The organism is Nocardioides sp., from assembly GCF_964229035.1.
Classification (GTDB): domain Bacteria; phylum Actinomycetota; class Actinomycetes; order Propionibacteriales; family Nocardioidaceae; genus Nocardioides.
On sequence record NZ_CAXRAZ010000014.1, the window covers coordinates 17934 to 36918 of the forward strand.

Annotated in this window: 15 protein-coding genes; 7 read left to right on the forward strand and 8 right to left on the reverse strand. The window is 73.5% G+C overall.

The genetic code is table 11. The features are described from left to right. The first annotated feature begins 50 nt into the window (after nt 1-50). Nucleotides 51-2654, forward strand: coding sequence for an SCO7613 C-terminal domain-containing membrane protein (locus ACERUN_RS05075; RefSeq protein WP_370288699.1), 2604 nt, complete (start codon nt 51-53; stop codon nt 2652-2654). Between the two features lie 58 nt (nt 2655-2712). Next, nucleotides 2713-3204 carry a thiol peroxidase gene (tpx, locus tag ACERUN_RS05080; protein ID WP_370288700.1) on the forward strand — a complete coding sequence of 164 codons (492 nt, stop codon included), beginning with the start codon at nt 2713-2715 and terminating at the stop codon, nt 3202-3204. A gap of 88 nt (nt 3205-3292) precedes the next feature. Here the strand turns inward: tpx and ACERUN_RS05085 are convergent, their stop codons facing one another. Together ACERUN_RS05085 and moeZ are read right to left on the reverse strand one after the other, a co-directional pair. Further along, nucleotides 3293-3640, reverse strand: coding sequence for an MGMT family protein (locus ACERUN_RS05085; protein ID WP_370288701.1), 348 nt, complete (start codon nt 3638-3640; stop codon nt 3293-3295). 208 nt (nt 3641-3848) lie between these two features. Next, nucleotides 3849-5057 carry an adenylyltransferase/sulfurtransferase MoeZ gene (moeZ, locus tag ACERUN_RS05090; RefSeq protein WP_370288702.1) on the reverse strand — a complete coding sequence of 403 codons (1209 nt, stop codon included), beginning with the start codon at nt 5055-5057 and terminating at the stop codon, nt 3849-3851. Nucleotides 5058-5316: 259 nt separating this feature from the next. On the opposite strand from moeZ, the gene ACERUN_RS05095 reads away from it, so the two are divergent. From ACERUN_RS05095 to ACERUN_RS05105, 3 genes are all read left to right on the forward strand, one after another. After that, the gene (locus ACERUN_RS05095; RefSeq protein ID WP_370288703.1) at nt 5317-5994 is read left to right on the forward strand and encodes a TetR/AcrR family transcriptional regulator; all 678 of its coding nucleotides are present in this window, start codon (nt 5317-5319) and stop codon (nt 5992-5994) included. A gap of 137 nt (nt 5995-6131) precedes the next feature. Continuing rightward, nucleotides 6132-6362 (forward strand): DUF3107 domain-containing protein, encoded by a 231-nt coding sequence (locus tag ACERUN_RS05100; protein ID WP_370288704.1) that lies wholly within the window; start codon nt 6132-6134, stop codon nt 6360-6362. A 93-nt stretch (nt 6363-6455) separates the two neighbouring features. Continuing rightward, entirely contained in the window at nt 6456-6830 is a 375-nt protein-coding gene (locus ACERUN_RS05105; protein WP_370288705.1) for a hypothetical protein, read from the forward strand. Between the two features lie 29 nt (nt 6831-6859). Here the strand turns inward: ACERUN_RS05105 and ligD (ACERUN_RS05110) are convergent, their stop codons facing one another. Together ligD (ACERUN_RS05110) and ligD (ACERUN_RS05115) are read right to left on the reverse strand one after the other, a co-directional pair. After that, nucleotides 6860-7765, reverse strand: a complete 906-nt coding sequence (gene ligD, locus ACERUN_RS05110) for a non-homologous end-joining DNA ligase (RefSeq protein WP_370288706.1) — start codon at nt 7763-7765, stop codon at nt 6860-6862. Nucleotide 7766: 1 nt separating this feature from the next. Next, nucleotides 7767-8720: a non-homologous end-joining DNA ligase gene (ligD, locus tag ACERUN_RS05115; protein WP_370288707.1), complete on the reverse strand. Its 954-nt coding sequence runs from the start codon at nt 8718-8720 to the stop codon at nt 7767-7769. A gap of 106 nt (nt 8721-8826) precedes the next feature. Between ligD (ACERUN_RS05115) and ACERUN_RS05120 the strand changes: the two genes are divergently transcribed. Further along, the gene (locus ACERUN_RS05120; protein ID WP_370288709.1) at nt 8827-9807 is read left to right on the forward strand and encodes a Ku protein; all 981 of its coding nucleotides are present in this window, start codon (nt 8827-8829) and stop codon (nt 9805-9807) included. Between the two features lie 3 nt (nt 9808-9810). On the opposite strand, the gene ACERUN_RS05125 is transcribed toward ACERUN_RS05120, so the two are convergent. After that, a complete protein-coding gene (locus ACERUN_RS05125) occupies nt 9811-11478 on the reverse strand; it encodes an FHA domain-containing protein (protein ID WP_370288710.1) in 1668 nt (555 codons plus the stop codon). Between the two features lie 99 nt (nt 11479-11577). Further along, nucleotides 11578-16539 (reverse strand): NAD-glutamate dehydrogenase, encoded by a 4962-nt coding sequence (locus tag ACERUN_RS05130; RefSeq protein WP_370288711.1) that lies wholly within the window; start codon nt 16537-16539, stop codon nt 11578-11580. A gap of 165 nt (nt 16540-16704) precedes the next feature. Here ACERUN_RS05130 and ACERUN_RS05135 point away from each other — a divergent pair, with 165 nt between their 5' ends. Beyond that, nucleotides 16705-17187: a DUF2505 domain-containing protein gene (locus ACERUN_RS05135; protein WP_370288712.1), complete on the forward strand. Its 483-nt coding sequence runs from the start codon at nt 16705-16707 to the stop codon at nt 17185-17187. 66 nt (nt 17188-17253) lie between these two features. On the opposite strand, the gene ACERUN_RS05140 is transcribed toward ACERUN_RS05135, so the two are convergent. Then, nucleotides 17254-17454, reverse strand: coding sequence for a hypothetical protein (locus ACERUN_RS05140; protein WP_370288714.1), 201 nt, complete (start codon nt 17452-17454; stop codon nt 17254-17256). Continuing rightward, nucleotides 17451-18926: a wax ester/triacylglycerol synthase family O-acyltransferase gene (locus ACERUN_RS05145; RefSeq protein ID WP_370288715.1), complete on the reverse strand. Its 1476-nt coding sequence runs from the start codon at nt 18924-18926 to the stop codon at nt 17451-17453. The genes ACERUN_RS05140 and ACERUN_RS05145 overlap by 4 nt, the downstream gene beginning before the upstream one ends. Nucleotides 18927-18985 lie beyond the last annotated feature (59 nt).

The window sequence follows — 18985 nt, forward strand, 5'->3', positions numbered from 1 at the left end:
TGAGCCGTCTCGCCCTGCTGTCGCCCTCGAGGATGCGAGGCAATGGGGACATGCGCTACGCCGACCCGTCCCTGTGCCCCGACTGCCGAGCGTCCCTGGGCGCCGGCGTCGCCCGTTGCGCCGCCTGCGGCCTCGTCGTCCGGCACCCGTTGGCCGTCGAGCTCTTCGGCACCCTGCAGCGGGCCGACCACCAGCTCGAGCGCCTCCGGCGCCTGGCTCCCACCGCGCCGACGACGTCGGCCGCATCTCCCCAGCCCGCCCCCGGCGTCACCCCGCCGACCCTCGACCCGCGGGCGGTCGGCACCCGGGCCGCCTCGACCGCCCTGCCCCCGTTCCCCGGGCCGCGCGCCGCACCGCTCCCCTCCCCGGGGCCGGCCCCCGCCACTCGAACCACCAGCACCGGCGGCACCGGCCTGCGCGACCTCATGACGGTGCCGCGCCTGCTCCTCGGCCTGGGCGCCCTCTGCCTCCTCGTCGCCGCCGTGGTCTTCCTGGGCGTGTCCTGGTCACTCCTCGGCGTCGCGGGCCGCACCGGCGTCCTCGCCGCCCTCACCGCCGTCGCCGCGACGGCGACCGCCTGGGCCGCTCGCCGCGGTCTGCGCCTGGCCGCCGAGGCCTTCAGCGCGATCACCCTCGGCCTGCTCGCCCTCGACCTCGCGGGAGCCGGGGCGTCCGGCTGGCTCGGCACCGCGGACGACGGTGCACGAGCCGCGATCGCGGGCAGTGTCGTGCTGGCCGCGGCCACCGCCTGGACCCTCGTCGCCGCCCGCCGGCGCGTCCCGCTGCTCGCTCCCCAGGTGGCCGCCGCGCCGGCGCTGCTGGTCGCCTACCTCGGCGCGACGCAGATCGGCTCGGGGCACGGGTACTGGCCGGCCCACGCCACGGTGGGCGCGGCCGTGATCATCGCGCTGCTCGACCGGGCCGTCCGTCGACAGGCGCCGAGCCTCCTCGTCAGCGCCACCGCGGCGGTCGCCGGACTCGCCTGGACCGTCGCCACGATCGCGGGCATGGTGCAGGTCGTCCGCCTGCCCGACGTCGCGTCGCTGCTGTCGCTCACGCCCGGGGGCTGGCTGCTGCTCTCGGCCGCCTGGCTCCTGGCCCCCGGCCTGGTCCTGCGTGCGCCCGCCTACCTTCGTGCCGGGGCCGCTGCAGCCGGCTCTCTGCTCTCCCTGGTCGCCCTGCTCCCCGTGCTGGACGAGGGCGCCCAGCCGCTCGGCTGGACGGTGCTCGCCCTCACCGCCGCGTGGACGACGGCCGCCGCCACGACCCGGGGCGGCGCACGCCGCGTCGCGCTGGTGCCGGCCACCGCCGGCGCCCTGGTGCTCACCGGATCCGCGATCCTCAGCGCGGTCACCGTGCTCGGGCGCTGGACCGCGCTGCTCGACAGCGGCGGCGGCCTGCAGCGCACGCTCGCGGTGCGACTGCCGGTCGACGGCACCTTCGGCTCACCGCTCACCGACCCGCTCACCCTGCTGCCGAGCGCGGTGCTCGTCGGCGTCGTCGGCCTCCTGCACGCGGGGCTCGAGGGCCGCCGTCCCCAGCGGGCCGCAGCCCTGCGGGGTGCCGCCCTGGTCGTCGTCCTCGCGGTCGCGCTGACGCTCGGCTGCTACGCGGTGCCCCTCGCACTGCCGGTGGGCCTGGTGACACTGACGGCGCTCGCGTGCGCCGCTGCCACGCTCCGCGGATCGACGGCGACCGCTCCGGCCGCCCGGGCCGCCCTGGCCGCACTCGGTCTCGCCGTCCTCGCGGCCCTCGCCGCCTGGCCGAGCGCTCCCCTCGCCGCCCTCGCAGCCTCGGCGGGAGCTGCGGTCGCCGTGACGATCGCCGCCGCGCCGGGCGCTCGCCGGGTGCAGGAGCGCGCAACGGCGACCGTGGTCGCCGGCCTCCTCTCCGCGCCGCTGCTGGCGGCCGGCACCGCGGCGGCGCTGGTGGCCGGTGGAGCGGTCGACGCGTGGCTCGCCGTTCCGGTGCTGCTCGCGGTGTCGCTGCTCGCCCTCGCGATGCCGCGTGTCGAGGTCGAGGCGAGCGCTGCCGTGAGCGCCGCCGCGGTGCTCCCGCTGTCGCTCGCGGCAGCCACGGACGGCGCCGCGCTCACCGCGCTCTGGCTGGCCGTCGCCGGCGGAGCCCTGTGCGCCTCCTCGCTGCTGCACCACAGCCGTCGCACCCTGCTCGCCCCCGGCTGCGTGCTGCTGCTGGTGGCCGCGTGGGTGCGGCTGATCGACCTCCAGGTGCACGCCCCCGAGGCCTACACCCTCCCGATCGCGGCCGCACTGCTCGGACTCGGCCTGCGCCGCATGCGCACCACCGACATCGACTCGGTGCCGGCGCTGCTGCCCGGCCTGCTCCTCGCCACCGTGCCGACGCTGCTGTGGGTCTTCGCCGAGCCGCTGGCGCTGCGCGCAGCGGTGCTCGGTCTCGGCTGCGTCGCCCTGCTGGTGGCCGGTTCGACGCTGCGCTGGACCGCGCCCCTGGCGGTCGGGGGCACCGTGCTCGCGCTGCTCGCCCTGCGCGCCCTCGGTCCGTACGCCGGCAGCGTGCCGACGTGGGCCTGGCTCGCCGCCGCGGGCGCCGTGCTCACAGTGGTCGGAACCACCTGGGAGCAGCGGCTCGTCAACCTCCGGGAGGCCCGCGGAGTGCTGGAGCGCCTGCGCTGACGCACCGTCCGCCGGACACCTGCCGCCGAGTGCAGCGCCACCTGCTAGACATGCGGGCATGGCTACCACTGCACTCGGCGGCACTCCCGTCTCCACCGTCGGCGAGCTCCCCGCGGTCGGCGCCACGGCGCCCGACTTCGAGCTCCTCGGCTCCGACTTCAGCAACGTCACGCGACCCGACGGCTCCCGCGCGGTCCTCAACATCTTCCCGAGCGTCGACACCGGCATCTGCGCCGAGAGCGTGCGCAAGTTCAACGCCCTCGCCGGAAGCCTCGAGAACACCGTCGTCATCAACGTCTCGCACGACCTGCCGTTCGCCCAGGCCCGCTTCTGCGGCGCCGAGGGCATCGAGAACGTCACCTCGGCCTCGGCGTTCCGCTCGACCTTCGGCCAGGACTACGGCGTCACGCTCGTCGACGGCAAGTTCGAGGGCCTGCTGGCCCGCGCGGTCGTCGTCCTCGACGCCGACGGCAGCGTGCTGCACGTGCAGCTCGTTCCCGAGATCGGCCAGGAGCCCGACTACGACGCCGCGGTCGCCGCTCTCAGCTGACCCACGCTGCTCCGGCGGTCACCGCCGCCCACCGACCCCCGCGCCCCTCGGGCGCGGGGGTCGTCGCATCAGCGGCCGTGACGGCGCGTCAGTCGTCCGCGGCGGGATCCCAGAACGCGGCACGCAGGTCGGGGCGCCCGTCGGTGCGCCGCGGCGTGCCCTCGCGCCGGTAGGCGGACGCCGCCCGCTCACCGTGGCTGGGCGGCAGCGTGCCGTCGGCGCGCACGACGCGCCACCAGGGCACCGGGCCGCCGTGCTGGGCCAGCACCGAACCCACGCGCCGCGGACCGCCGCCGACGACGGCCGCGACGGCCCCGTAGGTGGTCACCCGCCCGGGCGGCACCGACTCCACGACCCTCAGCACGTGCTCGACGAGACGTTCGCGGCGCGCCCGGGCGTCGTCGTCAGGATCGGTCGGTGGTTCGCCGGCTCGCACACCGGCATCGTGCCGCACCGCACGCCACGACGGCACCCGGAGACGCCGAGAGCCCCGTCCGGTGCGGACGAGGCTCTCGGGTGCTCCCTCGGTGCGGTGTGACGTCAGGGGCTCCCGGTGACGGAACGCACGGTCCGTCACCGGGGCCAACGAGTCCCGCTGCCGGCGGGTTACGCGGGACGACGCCCGCGCCCGACCGGTCGAGCGATCAGTACGACGGCTGGCTGGGGTCGATCTGGTTGACCCAGGCCACCACGCCGCCGCCCACGTGCACGGCGTCGTCGTAGCCCGCGCCCTTGACGATGGCCAGGCACTCCGCCGAGCGCACACCGCTCTTGCAGTGCAGGATGACCTGCTTGCCGGAGTCGACCCCCGGCAGCTGGGCCAGGGCGTTGCCGTTGAGGAACTCGCCCTTGGGGATCAGCACGGCGCCGGGGATGTGGTTGATCTCGGCCTCGGCGGGCTCGCGGACGTCGACGAGGACGAAGTCGCGGCTGCCCTCCTCGCGCTCCTTGAGCAGGTGCTCGAGCTGGCCCACCGAGATGGTGGCGTCGGCCGCCGCGTCGGCGGCCTCCTCGGAGATGGCACCGCAGAAGGTGTCGTAGTCGATGAGCCCGGTCACCGTCGGGTTGTCGCCGCACAGGGCGCAGTTGGGGTCCTTGCGGACCTTGAGCTTGCGCCACTCCAGCTCGAGGGCGTCGTAGATGACGAGCTTGCCGATGGCGGGCTCGCCGGCACCGACGAGCAGCTTGATGGCCTCGTTGACCTGGATCGAGCCGATCGAGGCGCACAGCACACCGAGGACGCCGCCCTCGGCGCACGAGGGCACCATGCCCGGCGGCGGGGGCTCGGGGTAGAGGCAGCGGTAGCACGGCGCGCCCTCGACGAGCGTGGGTGCGAACACCGAGGCCTGGCCGTCGAAGCGGTAGATCGAGCCCCACACGTACGGGATGCCGAGGAAGTACGCGGCGTCGTTGACCATGTAGCGGGTGGCGAAGTTGTCGGTGCCGTCGACGATGAGGTCGTAGCCCTTGAAGATCTCGAGCACGTTGTCGTTGTCGAGGCGCTCGTTGTGCACGATCACGTTGACGAGCGGGTTGATCTCGGCGATGGAGTCCTTGGCCGAGTCCGCCTTCGGCCGTCCGACGTCGCTCTGGCCGTGGATGACCTGGCGCTGCAGGTTGGACTCGTCGACCTCGTCGAACTCCGCGATGCCGAGGGTGCCCACACCCGCGGCGGCGAGGTAGAGCAGGGCGGGGCTGCCGAGGCCGCCCGCACCGATGACGAGCACCTTGGCGTTCTTGAGGCGCTTCTGCCCGTCCATGGCGACGTCCGGGATGATGAGGTGGCGGCTGTAGCGGCGGACCTCGTCGATGGTCAGCTCGGCTGCCGGCTCGACGAGCGGCGGAATGCTCACGTCGGATCTGCTCCCTCGGAAGATGTGGAGCCCGGCGGGTGGACCGGGCGGTGCGGTTGCGGTGGGACGGTCGCGGTGCCGATGGGCGTCGGAGGCGTCCCGCCGCCTAGCGCAACGTGGCCTCGGCCCGCGGTGTTCCCGCGCCCCCATCGTGGACGCCGAGCGCCACCCGCCTGCGCGACGTCCCGTCATCCGGACCGCCCGGTCCGAGCGTGCCACCACGCCGCACCCGAGGGCTACCAGCGAGTAGGGTGCTGCCGTGGTGACCGAGCAGTTCGATCTCGACGAGTCGCGCCGACGCGGCGTCCGTCTCCCCCGGCGCGAGCGGCGCGCCCAGCTGCTGGCGGCCGCTCTGGAGGTCTTCGTCGCCCAGGGTTACCACGCCGCGGCGATGGACGACATCGCCGAGCGTGCGGGCGTCTCCAAGCCGGTGCTCTACCAGCACTTCCCCGGCAAGCTCGAGCTCTACCTGGCGATCCTCGACAGCGCCTGCGACGCGATCATCGCCAACTGCCGCAGCGCGCTGGAGTCCACCGACGACAACAAGCAGCGTGTGGCGGCGGCGATCGACGCCTTCTACAACTACGTCGGTCACGACGCCGGCGCCTTCCGGCTGGTGTTCGAGAGCGACCTCACCAACGAGCCGGCCGTGCGCGGGCACGTCGAGCGGGTCACCACCGAGTGCGCCGACATGATCGCCGCGGTCATCCGCGACGACACCGGCCTGCCCACCGCGGCGGCCCGGCTCCTCGCCGTCTCGCTGGTCGGCATGGCCCAGGTCAGCGCTCGCTTCTGGCTCACCGACACCGACGGCGACATGGCCGGCCTCAGCCGCGACCAGGCCACCGCCCTGGTCGCCGGCCTGGCGTGGCGCGGCATCCGCGGCTACCCGAAGACCGACGAGCAGCACGCCGCCGAGCAGCAGGACCCCCGCTGACCCTGCGGCCCGCGGTCGGCCTCCCGCACGGTGCGCACCGTGCGCACCGGGCGCCGCACGCGGTTGACACCGCACCACTAGGCTGAGGAGCAGGTCGGCCGCCCAGGCCGGCGTGCAGCGAGACGAGGGAGCAGAACATGTCCGTCGAGGTCAAGATCGGTGTGCAGAACACCGCGCGCGAGCTGGTGATCGAGACCGAGGAGACCAACGAGTCGGTCGCCGCGCAGATCAAGGACGCGCTCGGCGCCGCCGACGGCGTGCTGACCCTCACCGACACCAAGGGCAAGGTCACGATCGTCCCGATCGCCAAGCTCGCCTACGTCGAGATCGGCCGCAGCACCGCGGGGCAGGTCGGCTTCCGCTCCTGACACCCGTGCTGTGCCGGCGGGGGGCCCCGCCGGCGCACCGGCATCGGCGACTTCGTCCGGCCGGTGTCGGCGCGACGGCCTAGACTGGTGGCTGTGAGCAGGCAGCGGATCTACGAGTACGCCCGGCTGTGGGTGCCGATGTACGACGCTGCCACGCTCGCCGTCACCCGCCCGCTCTACCTCGTAGAGGCCGCCGACGGCTTCGAGGGTTTCGTGGCGGAGAAGAACACGACCCTCATGGGCGTCCTCGACGAGCTCGGGCGCCAGGGGTGGCGGATCGACACCAACCCGGCCCGGGCCACGGTGCACAGCCCCGAGCTGCAGATGCTGATCGACGCCACGCTCGACGAGGCCGATCACGCGATCGCCCCCGAGGAGCTCGCCGACCTCGTCGGCACGTCGGGTGATCCGGCCGGCGCGATCACCGAGTTCGACGTCTACGGCATGCGTCGACGCCGCGCCGGCTGATCGGTCTCGCGCCGAGCCGTCCCTCCGGCTCAGGCGGGCGGGGCGAGGAGGTCGCCCTGCTCCTCGATGCGTGCGAGCACCGCCGCAGGCGCGAGCTGCTCGAGCGCCAGCGGATCCTCGGCGCCGTCGGCGACCTCGTCCCAGCTCAGCGGCGTGGCCACCTGCGGCCGGGAGGTGCCGCGCAGCGAGTAGGGGCTCACGGTCGTCTTCGATCCGGCGTTCTGCGACCAGTCGAGGAACACCTTGCCGCGTCGGCGCGCCTTGGTCATCGTCGCGGTGACGGCGTCGGGGTGGGCGCGCTGGAGCGTCTCGGCCACCTCGCGGGCGAGCTCGCTCGTCGCCTCCGCGTCCCACGGCTCGTCGAGGTTCACGTAGAGGTGCAGCCCCTTGCTGCCGCTCGTGACCGGCTGCGCCGCGAGGCCGCGCTCGGCCAGCTCGTCGCGCACGAGCAGGGCGACGGCGCAGCACTCGTGCAGCCCGGCCGGTTCACCGGGATCGAGGTCGATGACGACCCGGTCGGCACCGACGGGGCGGCCCTCGTCGTCCACGCGCCACTGGTGGACGTGGAGCTCGAGCGCCGCCAGGTTCGCGGCCCACATCAGGGTGGGCAGGTCGTCGATGAGCGGGAAGCGGAGGGTGTCGCCGTGGCGGCTCGGGCCGCGGCTGCCGGTGGTGGGCACCTCCGCGGTGCGCACCCACGACGGCGTGCCGGCGGGGGCGTTCTTCTCGAAGAAGCTCTCGCGGCCCACCCCGTGCGGCCAGCGCACCCGGGTGACCGGGCGACCGCGCAGGTGCGGCAGGAGCACCGGGGCGATCCGGGCGTAGTAGTCGAGCACCTCGCCCTTGGTGGTGCCGGTGGCCGGGTAGAGCACCTTGTCGAGGTTGGTCAGGCGCAGGGTGCGCCCCTCGACCTCGACGTCGATCCCGTCGGCCATCTCACCGATCCCCGGTGGCGAGGTCGGCGGGCGTCACGTCGGAGCGCACGCCCTGGAAGGACGGCTGGCGCAGGCGGCGGTAGCCGCGGCCGTGGGTGTCGACGTCGACGACGACGACCGGCTCGACCCAGGTGGTGCCGGTGGCGTCCTCGCGGGGCACGTCGTCGGCGAACGGGCTCTCGGCGCGGACGATCGGGGCGAGCAGATCGGCCAGCACCCGCGAGCGCTCGCCGCTGATGCCGCTGCCCACCCGGCCCCGGTAGGCGAGTCCGCCGTCGGTGACCTCGCCGACCAGCAGCGAGGCGAGCCGGTCGCGCGTGCCGACCTGCGGCCGCCAACCACCCACGACGTAGGTGCCGCGGTGGCGATGGGCCAGCTTGAGCCAGTGCGGACTCCGCTCGCCCGGACGGTAGACCGAGTCGCGCCGCTTGCTCACCACTCCCTCCAGCCCCTGGAGGCGGGTGGCCTCGAGCAGCATCGCGCCGTCGTCGTAGACCACCGGGACCTGCCAGCCGGTTGCGGCGAGGTCGAGGCTCTCGAGGATGCTGCGGCGCTGCTCGAGCGGCTCGCGGCACAGGTCGCGACCGCGCAGGCGCAGCACGTCGAAGACCATCAAGGTGGCGGGCACCTGCGCGGCGAGGCGGGCCACAAGCGCGGGACGACGCACGTGCATGCGATCGGCGAGCACCCGGAAGTCGGGCAGGCCGCGGTCGTTGAGGGCGATGATCTCGCCGTCGAGCACCGTCTCGCCAGCGGTCCCCCACCCGCTCGGCGCGGCGGTGAGCTCGGGCCAGGCGGCGGTGATCACGTTGCCGTTGCGGCTGGTGAGGCGCACGTCGTCCGCGGTGAGCGTGACGAGGGTGCGCAGACCGTCCCACTTCACCTCGTGCTGCCACTGCTCCCCCGACGGCACGCTGCGCGTCGGGCTGGCGAGCATGGGCAGGAGGGCGGGCACGGGGCCATCATGCCGCCCCGGACGCCGCCCGCGGCTCACCCACCGGGGTGAGGCCCGGCGTCGCGGAGGGGTCCGCCGCCGCGCCGTTGCGCGTAGGCTCCGCCCCATGCGTGCGATCTGGAAGGGCGCGGTCTCCTTCGGCCTCGTCAACGTGCCGGTCAAGCTCTATAGCGCGACCGAGAGCCACGACGTGTCGTTCCGCCAGGTCCACGTGACCGACGGCGGGCGGATCAAGTACCAGCGCGTGTGCTCCCTCGACGGCGAGGAGGTGCCCTACGCCGACATCGCCAAGGGCTACGAGACCGAGGACGGCGAGATGGTGGTCCTCACCGACGAGGACATGGCGAACCTGCCCACCACCTCCTCGCGCGAGATCGCGGTGGAGAAGTTCGTGCCCGCCGACCAGATCGACCCCCTGCTGCTCGAGAAGGCCTACTACCTCGAGCCCGAGGGTGCCGGGGCCAAGCCGTACGCCCTGCTGCGCCAGGCTCTCAAGTCCTCGCAGCGCGTCGCCGTCGTGACGGTCGCGCTGCGCCAGCGCACCACCACCGCGGTGCTGCGGGTGCGCGAGACGCCGGCCGGCGAGGTGATCGTGCTCCAGACGATGATGTGGCCCGACGAGATCCGCACCCCGGACTTCTCCGTCGAGGTGGGCGAGGTCAAGGACGCCGAGGTGAAGATGGCCGAGATGCTCATCGAGACCCTGGCCGGCGACTTCGACGCCGAGGAGTTCAGTGACGACTACGCCGAGGCCGTCGAGGCGGTCGTGAAGGCCAAGATCGAGGGCGGCGAGGTGCAGCGCACCGAGACCTCGACCAGGACCGGCGGCGAGGTCGTCGACCTGCTGGCCGCGCTGCAGCGCTCGGTGGAGGCCGCCCGCACCGCCCGGGGCGAGGACGTCGGCGAGCCGGCGTCGTCCTCGAGCGGCGCGACGAAGAAGACGGCTGCCGCGAAGAAGCCCCCCGCGAAGAAGGCGGCGGCCAAGAAGACCGCAGCGAAGAAGACCACCGCCAAGAAGGCGGCCGCGAAGAAGACCCCAGCGAAGAAGGCTCCGGCGAAGAAGGCTCCGGCGCGCAAGGCCGGCTGAGCCTCAGGCGGCCGGCGCCTTCTGCTCGGCGCGGGCGATCAACGGCTTGATCGCATCGATGCTGCGCACACGCCCGCTGGTGACGCTGGTGTCCTTGTCGGCGAAGAGCGAGGTGGGCACACCGATCAGGCGCCCGCCGTCGTCGATGGCCATGCCGCCGGAGTTGCCGGGCGCGATGCGGGCGTCGGTGTCGAGCTCGGAGCGGGGCCCGAGGTCGGGGTCGTTGAGCACGGTGGAGACCACGCCGGTGGTGACCGTGATCGACTCCCCCGAGCCCGCCACCGCCGGGAACCCGAGCACGGTGACGTCGTCACCGGCCCGCAGCGCGGACGACGAGCCGATCGGCACCGTGGGCAGGTCGAGATCGCCGTCGAGGCGTCGTCCGTCGGCGCGGGCGTAGATCTTGATCACCGCGACGTCGAGGCGGCCGTCGGAGGCGACGACCCGCGCGCGGTAGGCCGGGGCGGCGTTGGTGTCGGTGAGGCCGTCGGTGAGAGAGACGAGCAGGTAGTCGGGATCGGCGAGGTCCTCGTCGCCGTACGCGTCGCCGAGACCGGAGGACTCGGGTGCGGCCACATGAGCGTTGGTCAGGATCAACCCGTCGCTGCGGATGATCGATCCTGATCCGTGGTAGGTGGTGGTCTGCGCCGGATCGCTGAGCAGCGTCGTCTCGGCGCTGATCTTGACCGTGGCGGCCTTGGCGGTGTCGAGCGCCTCCCGCGAGAGCCCGCGGGTCGGGCCGGGCTCGGCGTCGAAGCGGTCGATCCGATCCTGCTCGCCCCCGACGGCCAGGGCCACCGCGAGCAGCCCGCCGACCACCGCCAGCGCGGTGGCGACCCCACCGGCCCACAGCAGGCGGCGCTTGAGTCGGCCCCGGGCGAGACGCTGCTCCTCCTCCTGGGCCGAGAGCACCGGCACCAGCGTCACCACCGGGCCCGCCACCGGGTGCCCGAGGCGCAGCTCCGTGCGGGCGTCGAAGCGCAGTCGATCCACGCGGCGTCCGCCGGCGAAGGTCCCCTCGTCGCTGACGTTCGCATAGACCCAGGCTCCGGGCACCGCCTCGAGGCGCCCGTGCTGGCGGGAGGCCGCCGGATCGCTCACCACGACGTCGCTGTCGGCGAGTCGTCCGAGGGTCACGGTGGCGGGATGGTGGATGCGGTGCTCGCGACCGTCGACCACCACGAGCAGGTCGGGACCCGATCGTGCGGAGGCGCCTGCCGCCGCAACGGCCAGGGGCGATAGCGACAGCACCTGGGTCTCCTCGGCCGCCGGCTCCGGGTCGGGCGCGGCGGGCGCGGCGGGCTGGGCGGGCGGCACCAGCGTGAAGGCGGCTCCCGGTCCGACGGGGCCGCAGGTGACCTCCAGCGGCCGGTCGACGAGCACCTGCTCGATGCGTCGCCCGTCGACGAAGGTGCCGAACTGGCTGCCGAGGTCGACGAGGACCCAGCCCTGCGGCGTGACGCGCAGCTCGGCGTGCCGACGTGAGGCCGACGCCGAGGTGAGCACCACCTCGGCCTCCGCAGCCCGCCCCACCCGGTGGACGACGCGCGCGGGGTCGAGTCGCAGCAGGCGACCCTCGAGCTGCACCACGAGCTCGCCCGGCGCCGCAGCCGCGCGCTCCCTCGCCCCGGGGGCGCCGCCGGAGCCCGCGGGCGGGGGCGGTGGGTTCACGGGGTCCTCACAGGCCCGGGGGCGGAGCGTCGTCGGCGCAAGGATAGGCGACCGGGCGTCACCGACCTCCCCACCGCGCGCACGGTGGGCTGGCGGCGCCTAGGCCAACAGGCCCCGGACGACGCGCAACCCGACCGACACCTTGGCGAGGTCCGCCGGCTCGTCGGCGCACACCGCGGCCAGCGCCGTCGCCGCGCGCTCGACCTCGCCGCGCGAGGACTCCTCCCACGCCTCGACCCAGGCGGCGGCGCGCTCGGCGTCGTCCTCGGGGCCGGGTTCGGCGGGTTCGGCACCGGCGGCGGCGAGCACGGCGGCGGTGAGCCCGGCGTGCACAGCACCGAGGTCGTCGCGCACCGCGGCACGCGCCATCGTCTGCCACTGGTCGGCGCGCGGCAGGTCGACGATGCGCTGCTGCAGGGCCACCAGGCCGAGGCGCTCGCCCACGGCGAAGTGCACGCGCGCCACCTCGGCGGGCTCCAGGCCGTTGTCGACGGCGATCTCGACCACGTTGAGCAGGGCGTAGGCGACGTCGAAGGAGGCGACGCGGGCAGCGAGGTCGTCGGGCACGCCCTGCCGGGCGAGAAGGTCGCGGCGAGCGTCGTAGGCGGCCCGCTCGGCACCGGTGACGAGATCGGGCAGCATCGGCAAGGCGGCCTGCACGGGCGCTGCGAAGAGGTCGACCGTGGCCTGGCTGTCGATGGGTGCGCGCCGGTTGGTGATGAGCCACCGCGAGGCCCGCTCGACCAGGGTGCGCATCTCGACGCGCATGCGGGTCTGCACAGCCGCGTCGAGCACGTTGTCGTAGGTCTCGAGCTCCTTGCGCAGCGCCAGGGAGCCGAAGATCTCGCGCGCCACGAAATTGGCGCGGGTCAGGTCGGCGGCACTGGCCCCGGTCTCGCCGGCGAGCCGCGGCCAGTAGGTCATGCCGGCGCCGTTGACCAGGTCGTTGACCACCTGGGTCACGATGATCTCGCGCCGCAGCGGATGCTGGCCGATCTGGTGCCGGAAACCCTCCTGCACCGCGGAGGGGAAGTACGACTCGAGGTCGAGGGTGAGGTAGGGGTCCTCGGGCAGGTCGGACTCGATCAGCTCGTCGGCCAGGACGATCTTGGTGAAGGCCATCAGCACCGAGAGCTCCGGCTGGGTGAGCGCCCCTCCGGCATCCAGGCGTCGGCGCACCTCCTTCGAGCTCGGCAGTGCCTCGAGCTCGCGGTCGAGGCGACCGATGGACTCCAGGTGCCGCATCCACTGCTCGTGCACGTGGAGCAGCGACGGCGCGTTCTTCGCGGCGTTGGCCAGCGCGATGTTCTGGTCGTAGTTGTCGCGCAGCACGAGGTGGGCGACCTCGTCGGTCATCGAGGCCAGGAGCTCGTTGCGCTGCTTGCCCGTGAGGTCGCCGTCGGCGACCACCCGGTCGAGCAGGATCTTGAGGTTGACCTCGTGGTCGGAGGTGTCGACGCCGGCGGAGTTGTCGATGAAGTCGGTGTTCATCCGACCGCCGGCCTGGGCGTACTCCACCCGACCGGCCTGGGTGAAGCCCAGGTTGCCGCCCTCACCCACGCAGCGCGCTCGCAGCTGGGCCCCGTCGACGCGGATCGCGTCGTTGGCCTTGTCGCCGGCGTCGGCGTTGGTATCCCCCGCCGCCTTGACGTAGGTGCCGATCCCGCCGTTCCAGAGCAGATCGACGGGAGCGAGCAGGATCGCCCGCATGAGCTCGGCGGGCGTGAGGTACTCGGTGCCCTCGGGCAGGTCGAGTGCAGTGCGTACCTGGGGGCTGATCGGCACCGCCTTGGCGCTGCGCGGGTAGACGCCGCCGCCCTCGGAGATCAGCGAGGCGTCGTAGTCGGCCCAGCTCGAGCGCGGCAGGTCGAAGAGCCGCCGCCGCTCGGCGAAGGACGACGAGGCGTCGGGCTCGGGGTCGAGGAAGATGTGGCGGTGGTCGAAGGCAGCGACCAGGCGGATGTGCTCGGAGCACAGCATGCCGTTGCCGAAGACGTCACCCGACATGTCGCCGATCCCGACGACGGTGATGTCCTCGCTCTGACAGTCGACACCCATCTCCCGGAAGTGACGGCGCACCGAGACCCACGCCCCCTTGGCGGTGATGCCCATCGCCTTGTGGTCGTAGCCGACCGACCCACCGCTGGCGAAGGCGTCCCCCAGCCAGAACCCGTAGTCGGCCGAGACTCCGTTGGCGATGTCGGAGAAGGTGGCGGTGCCCTTGTCGGCGGCGACCACGAGGTAGGTGTCGTCACCGTCGTGGCGCACCACGCGCGGGGGCGGCACGACCTCGCCGCCGACGAGGTTGTCGGTGACGTCGAGCAGGCCGCGGATGAAGGTGCGGTAGCAGGCCACGCCCTCGCCCAGCCAGGCCTCGCGGTCGGAGGGGTCGGGCAGCTGCTTGGCGTAGAACCCGCCCTTCGCGCCCACCGGCACGATCACGGTGTTCTTCACCATCTGCGCCTTCACCAGGCCGAGCACCTCGGTGCGGAAGTCGTCGCGACGGTCCGACCAGCGCAGGCCGCCGCGCGCCACCGCACCGAAGCGCAGGTGCACACCCTCCACGTGCGGGGAGTAGACGAAGATCTCGAAGCGCGGCCGGGGCTCGGGCAGGTCGGGGATCGCCGACGGCTCGAGCTTGAGCGACAGGTAGGGCTTGGGGGCCGCCGGGCGGTCGGCGAGCGGCTGCTCGAGCTGGAAGTGGTTCGTGCGCAGCGTGGCGGTGATGTGGGTGAGGTAGCTGCGCAGGATGCGGTCGTGGTCGAGGCTCACGACCTCCTCGAGGGCGGCGCGGATGCGCGCCACCAGCTCCTCCTCGCGCCGGCTGCGCTCGTCGCCGGCGAGGTCGGGGTCGGGGTCGAAGCGGGTCTCGAACAGCTCGACCAGGAGCCGCGCGGAGGCGACGTTGTCGACGAGGGCCTGCTCGATGGAGTCGGTGGAGAACGGGCTGTTGCCCTGGCGCATGTAGCGGGCGTAGGCGCGCAGCAGGGTGACCTGGCGCCAGGTGAGGCGCGCGTGCAGCACGAGCCGGTTGAACCCGTCGACCTCCGCCGCGCCGAACCACATCGCGCGCAGGGCGTCGGCGAACAGGGTGCGGGCGTCGTCCGGGAGGGGGCCGGAGTAGCGCAGCCCGAAGTCGTAGATGTGGGTACGACGCTCGAGGCCGGCGAGGGCGTAGGGCCGCTCGTCGACGACCTCCACCCCCATCGAGGCGAGCATCGGGAGCACGGAGGTGAGCGAGAGCGGCTCGCCGACGCGGTAGAGCTTGAGCCGCGCCTCCCCCTCGGGGGCGTCGACATCGGCGTAGAGCGACTCGTCGAGGCCCTGGCCGCCGTCGAGGTCGAGGGCCTCGATGCGCCCGATGTCGATCGCGCCGGCCCGCGGGGTGAAGTCCTCCTTGTAGGCCTCGGGCAGTGCGTCGAGGTAGCGCCGAGCCAGCGAGGCCCCTCGCTCCTCCCCGAACTCCGCGATGATCGCCTGACGGAAGTCGTCCTGCCAGGAGCGCGACGCGTCCACCAGCCGCCGCTCGAGGTCGGCGGTGTCGATGTCGTCGGGCAGCAGCTCACCGTGGGGCAGGTGGATCACCAGGTGCACCCGCGCGGTGGCCGACTCGTTGATGCTCACGCTGAACTCGACGTCGCCGGCAGGGACGCGTCCCTCGCCGATCTGGTCGGCGAGAATCTGCACGAAACGCTGGCGCACCGCGGTGTTGTAGCGGTCGCGCGGCAGGTACACGAGCACGGAGAGGTAGCGACCGTAGGTGTCGCGGCGGATGAACAGCTTCACCGCGCGCCGCTGACGCGCCTGCATGGCGGACTCCGCGATCACGGTGAGCTCGTCGAGCGGGGTGTGCAGCAGCTCGTCGCGCGGATAGGTCTCCAGCGTGGCCAGCAGAGCCGCACCGTCGTGGCTGCGGACGTCGTAGCCGCAGGCCGCGACGACGTCGGCGACCTTGTCGCGCAGCAGCGGCACAGTGAGCACCGACTCGGTGTAGGCGCGGCTCGAGAGGAGCCCCAGGAAGCGCCGCTCGCCGGTGACCCGGCCGTCGGGGCCGAAGGTCTTGACCCCCACGTAGTCGAGGTAGGTCGGGCGGTGCACGGTGGAGCGGGAGTTGGCCTTGGTGAGCACCAGCACGTGGGGCTCACGAGCCCGTGCCCGCACGGCCGCGGGGAGGCGGCTGATCGGACCGCCGGTGGGCGCGGCGCGCAGGATGCCGAGCCCGCTGCCCTCGACCGCGCGCAGCACGTCCTCGGGCTCACCGTCGTCACCGGGCTGCTCGACGAGCTCGTACTCGCGGTAGCCCAGGAAGGTGAAGTGGTCCTCGGCCAGCCAGCCGAGCAGACCCGCGGCACGGCGCACCTCCTCGGCGTCCACGGGGGGCGGTGAGGTCTGCAGGGCAGCGACGATCTCGGACACCTGCTGCTGCATGGCCGGCCAGTCGTCGACGGCCGCGCGGACGTCGTCCAGCACCCGCCGCACGCCCTGCGCCACATGGTCGGGGAGGTCGTCGTCCTCGCCGCTGAGGCGGGGCACCTCGACGTGCATCCACGACTCGCGGAGCCAGCCGTCCTCAGGGCGTGGACCGGTGGTGGGGGCGATCTCGAGCAGGGTGCCGGCCTCGTCACGGCGCACGTCGAAGGTCGGGTGGACGACGAGGCGCACGTCGCGCTGCTGACGTGCCAGCTCCATCGTCACCGAGTCGACCAGGAACGGCATGTCGTCGACGACGACCTCGACCACCGTGTGCCCGCCCGCGGACCAGTTGTGCTCGCCGACTGTCGGCGTGAGCACGCGCAGGCTCGTCGTGCCCGGCTGGCGCACCGCGGCGAGGCGGTGGTGGGAGGCGAAGGCGCCGTAGACGTCGGCCTCGCTGCGGGCGGCCAGCTCGTCGCTCGGCACGTGGCGGTAGTAGGCGGCGAGCAGCCCGACGAGCTGCTCGCGCGGCGGCGAGCCGGGCCCGCGGGCCTCCTTCGCGGCCGACGCCGCCCGCTCGAGGAGGAGGTCGCGCTCGGCGGCCTGACGGGGACGGGGGGACGCGGACGCAGGCGTCGTCGCTGGCACACCACGACACTAGAACCCCTGCGATGGGGGTCACAACGCCGGGGCGTGCGCGGCGCGTCGCGCCCCTCCGGGCCGGGTACCGTTCGCCCCGGGTTGCGACGCGCGACCCCGACGAACACGACCCCACCCCCGCTCCCCGTGAGCCCCGGAGGAAAGGCCCTTCCCATGAGCAAGCGACTGCAGCAGAAGCTGGTGTACGAGGCGCCGCTGGCCGACGTGGCGGCGATGCTCGCCGACACCGCCTTCCGCGAGGAGGTCTGCCGCAACCAGCGCGCCACCTCCTACGACGTGAGCATCGAGGGCGACGCGACGGCGCGCACGGTGCGCATCCAGATGGACCAGCCCACCGACAAGGTGCCGTCGTTCGCCAAGAAGATCGTGGGCGAGTCGACCACCATCGTGCAGACCGAGACGTGGACCTCGACCGAGCGCGGCGACATCCACGTCTCCATACCCGGCAAGCCCGGCGAGATGCGCGGCACCGCCACGCTGGTGGAGAAAGACGGTGTGACCACCGAGACCGTCGACCTCGAGATCACCGTGAAGATCCCGCTGATCGCCGGCAAGATCGAGGAGCTGCTCGCCAAGCTGCTCGGCAGCGCCCTGCGCGCCGAGGAGCGCACCGGCAAGGCGTGGCTGGCCCGCTGAGCCGCTCGATCCCACGCGAAGCCGTCACTCCCCCCGGGGGGGCGGCGGCCTCGTCGTCCTCGGGGATCAGCGCGAGTCCACCGATGCCTCCTGCGATGCGGCGGCGCCCCGGGCTGCGTCGTCCTCGGCCCGCAGCGCGCGCTGACGCAGCGTGACGACCACGCCGAGCACCAGGAACGGCCCGAAGGCCAGAGCGGCGGCGAGCGCCTGCTCGGCGGGGTGCAGCGCCCCGAGGTGCCAGAGCGTGTGGGCGGTGAGCGGACTCATCGCGGCCGTCGGGCCCGTGGCGTGGCGCGGGAGGAGCCCTTGGCGCCGCGTCGTCCACGCGGTGCCCGCGGGCGCGTGGACGACGAGAGCTCGAGCAGCTCGTCGAGCGCCTCGCGCACGCAGACGCCGAGCAGCTCGACGTCCGGGACCTGGTCGCGGTCGGCGGTGATGCCGTAGTAGACGCCGCCGTCGTAGGAGGTGACGCCGATGGCGATCGGGTGCGCGGTGGTGAGTGGTGGCACCGGGTAGCTGGCGACCATGCGGGCTCCGGCGGCGTAGAGCGGGGCCTGGGGGCCGGGAACGTTGGTGACCGAGAGCTGGTAGCCGCGGCGCATCTCGTCGGCGGCCACCCGCGAGCCGATGGCGTGGAAGGTCGTGGGCGCGAAGCCGGCGATGCCGGCGAGGCGGTTGGCGGCGACGCTGCGGCCGGTGTCCTTGTGGGCCTGGAACGAGTACGACACCTGGTGCAGGCGCACGATCGGGCTCGGCTCGCTGATCGGCAGGTCGACGAAGTGAGCGGCGATCTGGCTGCCCAGCGAGGTCGCCTCGAGCTCCTCGTCGATCACCGACACCGGCACCACGGCCCGCACCTGGCGCAGACCGCCCATCGACTCGGTGCGCGTCATCAGCCAGGCGCGGAGCGCGCCCGTGATGGTGGCCAGCACGACGTCGTTGATCGTGCCGCCGTGCGCCTCGCGGACGGTGCGGTAGTCCTGCAGCCGGGTGTCGACGGTGACCACGCGGCGCTGCTGCGACAGCGGGCCGCCCAGCGGCCCCTTCGAGCTCGGACGACGGCCCGTCGCGGCCGCCGCGATCGTGCGGGCTCGCGCGGTGCGGCGATCGGCGAGACGGGTGAGGGCACGCGAGCCCGTGCTCACGGTCTCGGCCAGCGTCGCGCGGTCGAGGAGGTTGTCGCGCACCGCACCGGCGAGCAGGCTCGCCGGACTCGGCACCCGGCGCGGGCGCCAGTCGTCGGGCTCGAGATCGCGCGGCTCGGGCTGGAGGTCGAGCAGCAGCTGCCCGAGGTCGACGGTGTGCACGCCGTCCACGAGCGCCTGGTGGGTCGTGGAGAGCACCGCGACCCGGCCGCCCTCGAGCCCCTCGACCACGTAGATCTCCCACAGCGGGCGGGTGCGGTCGAGCGGACGCGACACGATGCGCGACACGAGCTCGCGCAACTGCTCGGGCGTGCCGGGGCGCGGCAGCGCCGAGCGGCGCACGTGGAAGGCGAGGTCGAAGTTCTCGTCGTCGACCCACAGCGGGCTCGCGAGGTGGCCGGGCACCGCCTGGAGCCGCTGGCGGTAGCGCGGCACGAAGGCGATCCGATCACGGATCAGCTCGACGAAGCGCGCGTAGTCGAGCGAACCCTCGCCGGCGCCCGCCTCGAAGATCTCGATGGTGGCGTTGTGCCGCGGCGTCTCGGGGCTCTCCACCTCCAGGAAAGCCAGGTCGCGCGGACGCACCCGATCCACCACTGCTCCTCCGCCCTGCGCCAGCACCGCTGCGCTACGAGGGACTCCCGTCGTGCCGA